The following is a 7,003-nucleotide window of genomic DNA, read 5'->3' on the forward strand; positions in this document are numbered from 1 at the left end:
GTGCGACTACGGGTGCTCTTCGCTACCGAACCTGCGGCCGAGGCCGAAGTACGCAGCCGGATCGAAGCAGCCCTGTCCCGGGCCGGCCTCGACGGCCCGGACGGTGTCGCCACACGATGGCGGTTCCGCAGCGCACGGCCTGGCCTCGTCCGGAATGACGAGACCAGACACGCCGAACGACTCGTCCAGACCTGAAAACCACCATCATCCAACACTGCAATCGCTGTGATCACGATCTACGGCTGGAGTAGTAACCGCCCACAGGGTCGGGCAGGCCATCGTCATGAGCGTCGGCAATGAGTTCTGCGAGGGCGAAGTGGGCCTCCTGGTCCCGGGATATCCGGTTTTGGACGCGTACGAAATATCTGCGCCCGGAAACACGGAAGACCTGTTTTCTCTGTCCTCGGCGCCCGGTCGAAGCGGGGCGAGGGCCCGCACGCCGTGCGGTTCAAGAGGACACGCGCAGACGGTGACTACATGGTCCCCGGCATCTACATTGTCCCCCTGGAGCCGGCACGGCCGCTGCCGAAGGGCGGATTCCGCCTGTTTGAGGATGCCGACAGCCGACAACTGCTGTGCACGGTGCTCCCGGACGGCTCCGACCGCTACCAGGTGACGGATGCCACCGGCCTCGAACTCGGCTCGGTCCGCCGTACCCCGGTCGCCAAGCGGCTCACCCAGCAGAGCCTGTGGATGGAACAGCTCGGGTATCCACCCATCATCGCTCCCCGCAACTGGGCCCGAGGCGGCCCAGGGGCATCCCTGGGCCGCGGGGTGGGCCAAGTCCTCGACGGGGTCGTCGACTCCCTGCTGTCCTTCGGATCCGACGAAGTGACGGACTCCGGCCCAGACCTCAAGCCGGTGGTCTGGACGGTGGGCGCAGAAGCAGCGGAAGGGGCGGGCCCGGACGGAGAGTACGGAGAAGCCGTACTGACCTGCCTGCGAACGACCCAGAGCCACAAGTGGTACTTCGTCAAGCGGGAAGGCCGGCTGGACAAGCGCCTCGCCTTCGCACTCGTGGTGCTGCGCGAGAGTGAAGCCTTCGGGGCAAACCGCCGCTGAACAGTCCGGCTCCGGACGTGCCTGACCGTTGGGCTTGCCTGTCGGCCAGCGGCGGCGAGCACCCGCGTTCGGGTGTTGCTGGGCCCACTGTCTTGCGCATGCGCAAGACACGGAGCACGCCCTGGACGCTGCCACCACCGAGGCTCCCCCCCCCACGTCCCGGGGTTGCGGCAAGCTCCCGTCGCAGGGTCGCCAGTTCCTCAAGTTCGCTGCTGGTCAGACGTCGCGCTCGCCCACATCGACCCGGCTTGGCCGACTCGCAGCCGCACCGCGGTCTCGGTCAGATCGAAGTCCTTGGCGATCTGACCGACCGAACGGTCACCGCGTCGGCACAGCTCGACGATCTAGGCCGTGAACTCCGGCGTGAACGAACGGCGAGGTCGAGGGTTCTCCTTCCCCATGCTCTCCATGATGGACATCTTCCCGGGGCAGAACTCCTGATCTCAGATGTCCGCCAAAGCGGATCAAGCCCAGCGCACCCTTGGCCCGCGTGCGCAGCCAGGACCCAACGGTGACCGCGGACAAGGGACTTGGGGAATTTCCACTGGCCGCGCCGACGGGCGGGGCTCCTCCTCAGGCACGGTCACTCCAAGTTGGAGCGGTGGTGGCCAGGTTTCGCCTCGGTTGCTGTGTAAACCCTTGACGGAGTCTGTGTGGACTGCGACGGTATGCCCCGGCATTCGCACAGAATCCAAGACTTTCCACCCTTACCCATCACGCGTCTTTGTCATTCCGTCGGCTGTTCACACACCTGACGGGGGGTCATTCACGCCTGTCCGCAGGCCTGAGTGCCTATCGGGTAGCCCCCATTCGAAAGAAGGACAACGTGCGCCTCCACATGCCCCGCACGCTCCACATGGTCCGCACACTGCGGACATCCCGCGCGTCTCGTGCGCTCCGGACACCCTGCGCTGCCCGCCCCGAGTGCGACTCGGCCGGTACCGGCAGGCGTAAGTCCGCCCGCAGACGTACCGGTACCGCGGTCGGCACGGTCCTGGCCCTGATCGCCGCGTCAGCCGCCTGGGTCCTGGGCGCCGCGCCACAGGCCGACGCGCTGCCCAACGGGCTGGCGCTCACCCCACCGATGGGCTGGAACAGCTGGAACAAGTTCGGATGCAACGTCACCGAACAGAAGGTCGAGTCCGTCGCCGACTACCTGGTCTCCTCCGGGCTGGCCGCGTCCGGCTACGCCTACGTCGACATCGACGACTGCTGGATGGCAGGCAGTCGCGACGCCGCCGGCCGTCTCGTGCCTGACCCCGTCAAGTTCCCGGACGGCATCAGCGGCACCGCCGCGTACGTGCATGCCAAAGGACTGAAACTCGGCATCTACGAGAGCGCGGGCACCAAGACCTGCGCCGGCTACCCCGGCAGCCTCGGCCACGAGCAGACCGACGCGAACAGCTTCGCCTCCTGGGGCGTGGACCTGCTCAAGTACGACAACTGCAACGACGACGGAACCTCCGCCCAGCAGCGCGACACCACCATGCGCGACGCCCTGGCCAACAACAGCAGTGGCCGTGCCATCCTTTTCAGCCTGTGCGAATGGGGCGTCGACAACGTCTGGACCTGGGGCGCGAGTGTCGGCAACATGTGGCGCACCACGGGCGACATCAACGACAGTTACGGCTCCCTGCTGTCGATCTTTCACGCCAACGTCAAGCTGGCCCGGTACGCCGGCCCCGGTGGCTGGAACGACCCCGACATGCTGGAGGTCGGCAACGGCGGCATGTCGTTCACCGAGGACCGCAGCGAGTTCAGTCTCTGGGCCGAGATGGCCGCCCCGCTGATCACAGGCAACGACCTGCCCAACTCCTCTGCCGCCACCGCCTCCATCCTCGGCAACCGGGACGTTATCGCGGTCGACCAGGACACGCTCGGCAAGCAGGCCGTGCAGGTATCCGCCGCCGGCGGCCTGAACGTGCTGGCCAAGCCACTGGCCAACGGCGACGTGTCGGTGGCGCTGTTCAACGAGAACTCCGGCGCGGCCACCATATCCACCACCGCATCGGCGGTCGGCCTGCCTGCCTCGTCCAACGGCTACAGCCTGGACAACCTGTGGTCGCGTGTGAAGGCCACCAGCAGTGATGCGATCTCGGCCACTGTGCCCGGCCACGGCACCGTCCTGTTCCGGGTGTCCACGGGATCGGCGACCAGCACCGGCACCACGCACGCCCTGGTCGGCGCCTCCTCCGGCCGCTGCCTCGACGCGTTCGACAACCAGACCGCGCCCGGCACGAAGATCGAGATCTGGGACTGCAATGGCGGTGCCAACCAGAAGGCCACCCTGACCGCGGCCGGCGAACTGCGGTTGTACGGGGGCACGCAGTGCCTGGACGCCACCGGCGCCGCGACCACCGCGGGCACCAAGGTCGAGCTGTGGACCTGCAACGGAGGCACGAACCAGCAGTGGCGCCTGAACGCCGACGGCACGGTCACCGGTGTCCAGTCCGGTCTGTGCCTCGACGTCACCGGCGGCGATCAGCCGGCCGGTAACGTCAACGGCACCCAGCTGGAGCTGTGGGGCTGCAACGGCGGCGCCAATCAACAGTGGCGCCTGAGCTGAACGAACCGGGCCACACCGCGAGCCCCCTTGCATCGTCTCGGCCCACCGGTCGGCCCCGCACTCACCGGGGCCGACCGGACAGTAGGTCCGGTGCGCCCCGGATCCGGTGCCCACCAACGGGATCCGGTACGCCGGGCCGCGATCGGCCCGTCACGCAGTCAGGGCGCCAGCATCACTCGGACTTCGGGATGTGATTTTCGCAGGTCAGCGACATGATGAAGTTCATACACCGAGCCCGAATTCGGCCATCCGCCCACCGGGCCCGCCGCCGGAGGCACTCGAACCTCTCTCGACGGCTTACTGCACCCGACTCGCACTCGAAGTGGCCCTCTGGCGCGCGTCGACGCTGGCCACCTCAGCGAGGCGGTGTCGCCCAGGCTGGGCACGGGGAACGCGCTGGTGGTGACGCTGCTGGTGCAGCTCGGGGTAGTGGCGGTGACGGGGCTGCTGAATCCGCGGCTGCCCCGGTTGGTCGGCTGAGACGCGGGTGCTCGGCCGAGAGCTGAGCGGGGCAGGCCGCGCCCGGTACGGCAGCAGGGCCCGGACCACGTGTCGCGGTCCGGGCCCTGCCTCGTGCGGCGCCACCCTGCGGTGGCGGTGCGTCAGCTCTGTGCGGTGTTGTCGCCCGTCTGCCCGGCACCCTCGGCTGTGCCTGCCTTCTCGCGCATCTTGCGCACCAGCTCCGCCTTCCGGTCGGCGGCACCCTGGCGGTCGAGGTTGCGGTGCGGACCGTTGTTCTGCCGTTCGGCGCGGGACAGCTTCTTGCGCTGGCCGCCGCCCATGCCCACAGGGTTGTTGATGTTCTTGCTCACGGGTTCTCCCGGAATGTTGTGAAGTGATCTACGGATTCATCGGTGGGGGACGGGCACGGCGACGTCGAAGGACGTCAGCAGGGGCCCATCACGCTCTCACTCGTAAATCGGCGTCTGGAAGAACATGAGCAACACGTTACCTGGTCCCGTCGGCTCCGCATACCAAGACTTTCGCCGTCCCGACGTCGGCCGGGCCTTCGGTGAGCGCCCAGGGACAGCCGTTTCCTTCCAGAGCCGGCGGGTGCGTTGCAGCGCCATTCCTGTCACGCCCTCGCCGGGCTGATGTCATGACCCGTTCATGCACCCTTCGCCCGGTCCAGGTATCGCCTCAGGGCATGGTGGCGGTCGATCCCGCCGGCGGTGACAGAAAGGCGCATGCTGTGTGCGGAGTGTTGCATAGTCCTTGGCGGGGGCGAATCGGGGATCTGACGCAAGCTCACCGGGTCACTGGATTCGCTGCCTTGAGGGACCGTGAACTCGCCGTGTCACGGCACCGACTGGCCGATGCCCAGCAGGTGCCCTTCGCTGTCCCGGAACCAGGCGCCGCGCTCGCCCCGGGCCCCCTTGCTCGGGTAGTTGCCGTCGATCTCGGCGATGGCGTCCCGCGTGTGGAGGCCGGGTAGGCCGACCTCGTCGAAGACCACCGCCGTGCCGCCGCAACTCGACACAACCGCCTCGTTGTCCTCGACCTTCCAGGCCATCTGCGTGAAGGTGCCGGGGGAGCACCTGGTCGACGGCATCTGCCAGGTTCGCGACCGCTGAAAGGCGGTGTCCCGGTGGTACGGGGGAGACCGCGCAAGGCGGCAACGTCCGGCCTGCGCAATACCGCTCCTGCGTGCGGGATCGCGTGAAGTATTCGGATGCGGTCGTCCGGGGCGACGGTTGTCCGGGTCGACGAGGTCGCCTGTCGGACCGCACCGATCATCCGATTCACGGACGGTGATCGAATGACGGAGCTCTTGCTGGGGTAGAACGGCTGCCGGGCGTCTTCCAGCCGTGGAAGACGCGGCTACTCACCCTGTCGGGTACCCCGGCAAGATCGAAGGACGCAGTATGGCCAGCGGCATCGTGAAGTGGTTCAACTCTGAGAAGGGCTTCGGCTTCATCGCTCAGGACGGCGGCGGACCGGACGTCTTTGCTCACTACTCGAACATTTCCGGCAATGGGTACCGCGAGCTGGTCGAGGGTGAGGCGGTCACGTTCGACGTCGCCCAGGGCCAGAAGGGCCCTCAGGCCGAGAACATCGTCCGCGGCTGACGTCCCCCCGCTGACCTGCGGAGCCTCGTGTAGAGTGGCATCACCGACGCGGGGTGGAGCAGCTCGGTAGCTCGCTGGGCTCATAACCCAGAGGTCGCAGGTTCAAATCCTGTCCCCGCTACGAATGAGGGGCCCGGCATCAGCCGGGCCCCTCTCCCGTTGCGCCGTCCCAGGAGCGGTGAGGGCTGTCCGCTGCCAAGGCCGCAATCGGCCGCACCACGGTCATCGCCGACGGCGGCTACCGGGGCACCGGCCTGGTCATTCCGCACCGCCGGGAGCCCGGCCAGGCCGAGCTCCCGGGCTGGAAAGAGGACCACAACCGCTCCCACCGAAAAGTCCGCGCCCGCGTCGAGCACACCTTCGCCCGAATGAAGACTTGGAAGATCCTCCGCGACTGCCGTCTGAAAGGCGATGGCGTCCACCACGCCATGCTCGGCATAGCCCGCCTCCACAACCTCGCCCTCGCCGGGTGACCAGGAAACGAAGCTGGTCAACCAGCATGCCGTAGGTCATTTACGGGACAACGCTAAGGGCCTGCCGATCATTAACGTGTTGCTTTCGGGGCTGGGGCTCGTTGGTGTCGTATGCGCATCCCGAACGTGACTCGTGAGCAACTTGCCGTGAAGTTCGCGGTGTTGTTCCCGCATCTGAACGAGCGGCAGCGGCGGCTGCTGATGGCGGCGGAGGCCCGCGGGCTGGGGCACGGTGGTGTCCGGGCTGCGGCCAGGGCGGCCGGGGTGAGCGAGACGACGGTCCGCAAGGGGATGGCTGACCTGGAGGTGGGCGAGTGTCTGCCGGGGCGGGTGCGGCGGCCGGGCGGCGGACGCAAATGCGTCGCGGACCTCGACCCTGGACTGCGGACTGCACTGCTGGGCCTGGTCGAGCCGGACGAACGCGGGGATCCGATGTCGCCGCTGCGGTGGACGACGAAGTCGACCCGCACGCTGGCGGCCGAGCTGACCCGGCAGGGGCACCGGGTCGGTGCGGACACCGTCGCCGGCCTGCTGCGGCAGGAGAGTTTTCGCCTGCAGGCCAATGCCAAGACGCTTGAGGGCAGCCAGCATGCCGACCGGGATGCCCAGTTCAGGTATCTCAACGAGCAGGCACGCGACCACCGGGACGCCGGCCAGCCGGTGATCAGCGTGGACACCAAGAAGAAGGAGCTGGTCGGCAACTTCCGCAACGCGGGCCGTTCCTGGCGTCCGACGGGGGATCCGGTGCTGGTGCGCGTCCATGACTTCGCCGACCCGCAGCTGGGCAAGGCCATCCCTTATGGAATCTACGACCTGGCGGCCGACACCGGCTG

Annotated in this window: 5 protein-coding genes, 1 tRNA gene and 2 pseudogenes; 6 read left to right on the forward strand and 2 right to left on the reverse strand. The window is 67.8% G+C overall.

Annotation, left to right across the window (positions count from 1 at the left end; all coding sequences use genetic code 11):
• Positions 1 to 477 precede the first annotated feature (477 nt).
• On the forward strand, positions 478 to 1,062 hold the full coding sequence (locus ACZ7OY_RS25215; protein ID WP_471913458.1) for a hypothetical protein: 585 nt from the start codon (positions 478 to 480) through the stop codon (positions 1,060 to 1,062).
• Between the two features lie 838 nt (positions 1,063 to 1,900).
• On the forward strand, positions 1,901 to 3,628 hold the full coding sequence (locus ACZ7OY_RS25220; protein WP_471913459.1) for a glycoside hydrolase family 27 protein: 1,728 nt from the start codon (positions 1,901 to 1,903) through the stop codon (positions 3,626 to 3,628).
• Positions 3,629 to 4,230: 602 nt separating this feature from the next.
• Here the strand turns inward: ACZ7OY_RS25220 and ACZ7OY_RS25225 are convergent.
• Positions 4,231 to 4,440 carry a DUF6243 family protein gene (locus ACZ7OY_RS25225; RefSeq protein ID WP_392620364.1) on the reverse strand — a complete coding sequence of 70 codons (210 nt, stop codon included), beginning with the start codon at positions 4,438 to 4,440 and terminating at the stop codon, positions 4,231 to 4,233.
• Positions 4,441 to 4,925: 485 nt separating this feature from the next.
• Positions 4,926 to 5,174 (reverse strand): annotated as a pseudogene (locus tag ACZ7OY_RS25230) (VOC family protein); the annotation flags it as partial.
• A 319-nt stretch (positions 5,175 to 5,493) separates the two neighbouring features.
• Between ACZ7OY_RS25230 and ACZ7OY_RS25235 the strand changes: the two are divergent.
• The 4 genes and pseudogenes from ACZ7OY_RS25235 to ACZ7OY_RS25250 form a co-directional block, all read left to right on the forward strand.
• A complete protein-coding gene (locus ACZ7OY_RS25235; protein ID WP_471913460.1) occupies positions 5,494 to 5,697 on the forward strand; it encodes a cold-shock protein in 204 nt (67 codons plus the stop codon).
• Positions 5,698 to 5,744: 47 nt separating this feature from the next.
• A tRNA-Met gene (locus tag ACZ7OY_RS25240) sits at positions 5,745 to 5,818 on the forward strand.
• Between the two features lie 67 nt (positions 5,819 to 5,885).
• A pseudogene (locus ACZ7OY_RS25245) lies at positions 5,886 to 6,170 on the forward strand (transposase); the annotation flags it as partial.
• A gap of 111 nt (positions 6,171 to 6,281) precedes the next feature.
• On the forward strand, positions 6,282 to 7,003 hold a 722-nt coding region (locus ACZ7OY_RS25250), incomplete at its 3' end, for an ISAzo13 family transposase (protein WP_471913461.1).

The organism is Streptomyces sp. NPDC107559, assembly GCF_055657365.1.